This is a genomic window from Micromonospora sp. NPDC002411 (assembly GCF_053592955.1).
The window spans coordinates 1-1,089 of record NZ_JBSFBM010000648.1 but is presented as its reverse complement, the minus strand read 5'-3'; the positions used below and the strand labels follow the sequence as shown (position 1 = coordinate 1,089).

1 protein-coding gene and 1 pseudogene are annotated in these 1,089 nt (G+C 72.0%); both read right to left on the bottom strand.

Translation table 11 applies throughout. From position 1 onward, the window contains the following. The coding region (locus ACWCO3_RS34750) for a protein kinase domain-containing protein (protein ID WP_450014260.1) at window positions 1–628 on the bottom strand (628 nt) is incomplete at its 3' end. After that, window positions 625–1,089 (bottom strand): annotated as a pseudogene (locus tag ACWCO3_RS34745) (serine/threonine protein kinase); the annotation flags it as partial. The gene ACWCO3_RS34750 and the pseudogene ACWCO3_RS34745, both read right to left, overlap by 4 nt.

Here is a 1,089-nt window from a genome sequence, read left to right as displayed (position 1 = left end):
CGAAGAGCACGCAGCCGGCGGCGTACACATCGGAGCGGGCGTCGACGGCCTCGCCGCGCGCCTGCTCGGGGGACAGGTACTGGGCCGTGCCGATCACCGCGCTGGTCTGCGTCATGGTGGTCGCACCGCTGGCGAGCGCGCGGGCGATGCCGAAGTCCATCACCTTGACCTGGCCGGTCTGGGTGAGCATCACGTTGCCCGGCTTGATGTCGCGGTGGATGATGCCGTGCCGGTGGCTGAACTCCAGCGCGGCGCACATGTCGGCGCAGATCTCCAACGCCCGGCGCGGCTGCAACCGGCCCTCGGCGCCGAGGACCTCCTTCAGGGTCCGCCCGTTGACGAACTCCATGACGATGAACGGCAGCGTCTCGCCTGTCGGCGCGGTCTCCTCGCCGGTGTCGTAGACCGCCACGATCGCCGGGTGGTTGAGCGACGCGGCGTTCTGCGCCTCCCGGCGGAACCGCATCTGGAACGTCGCGTCCCGGGCCAGGTCGGTACGGAGCATCTTGATCGCGACGTCCCGACCGAGCCGGAGGTCGCGACCGCGGTGCACCTCGGCCATGCCGCCATAGCCGAGCAGCTCGCCGACCTGGTACCTGCCACCGAGCAGGCGGGCCTGCGCTGTCATCGCGTCTGTCGTCCTTCGCTCGTCGTCGTCCCGCCGCCGTCCGGCTGGAGTCGTACCTCCCGACGGTACGACGTCAGGGTCGGATCGTCGCGTCCGTCGAGTCGTAGCGCGCCGGACGTCACGGCGCGCGGAGTCAGCCCGGCGGGTTCACCGGCCTGCGACTGCTTCCGCAGGTTGTAGGAAATCACGCCGGAACAAACAAGGACCAGTACCGCCAGCAGGATGGCCAGAAGCACCATTCCGGGACGGGACCGGCGGGGTTCAGATGATGGCACCGACGGTCCGGCCTGTCGGACGTACGCCGGCGGGTGTTCCTGGCGGGGCGGTGCCGACGGCACCGCGGCGGCGCCGCGCGGGTAGCCGTTCGGTGCGACGGGTGGGCGGCCGGGCTGGACGGCCGGCGCGATGGCGGTGGGTCGCGGCTGCTGGGCCGGCGCGACGGCGGTCGGCCTCGGCCCGGC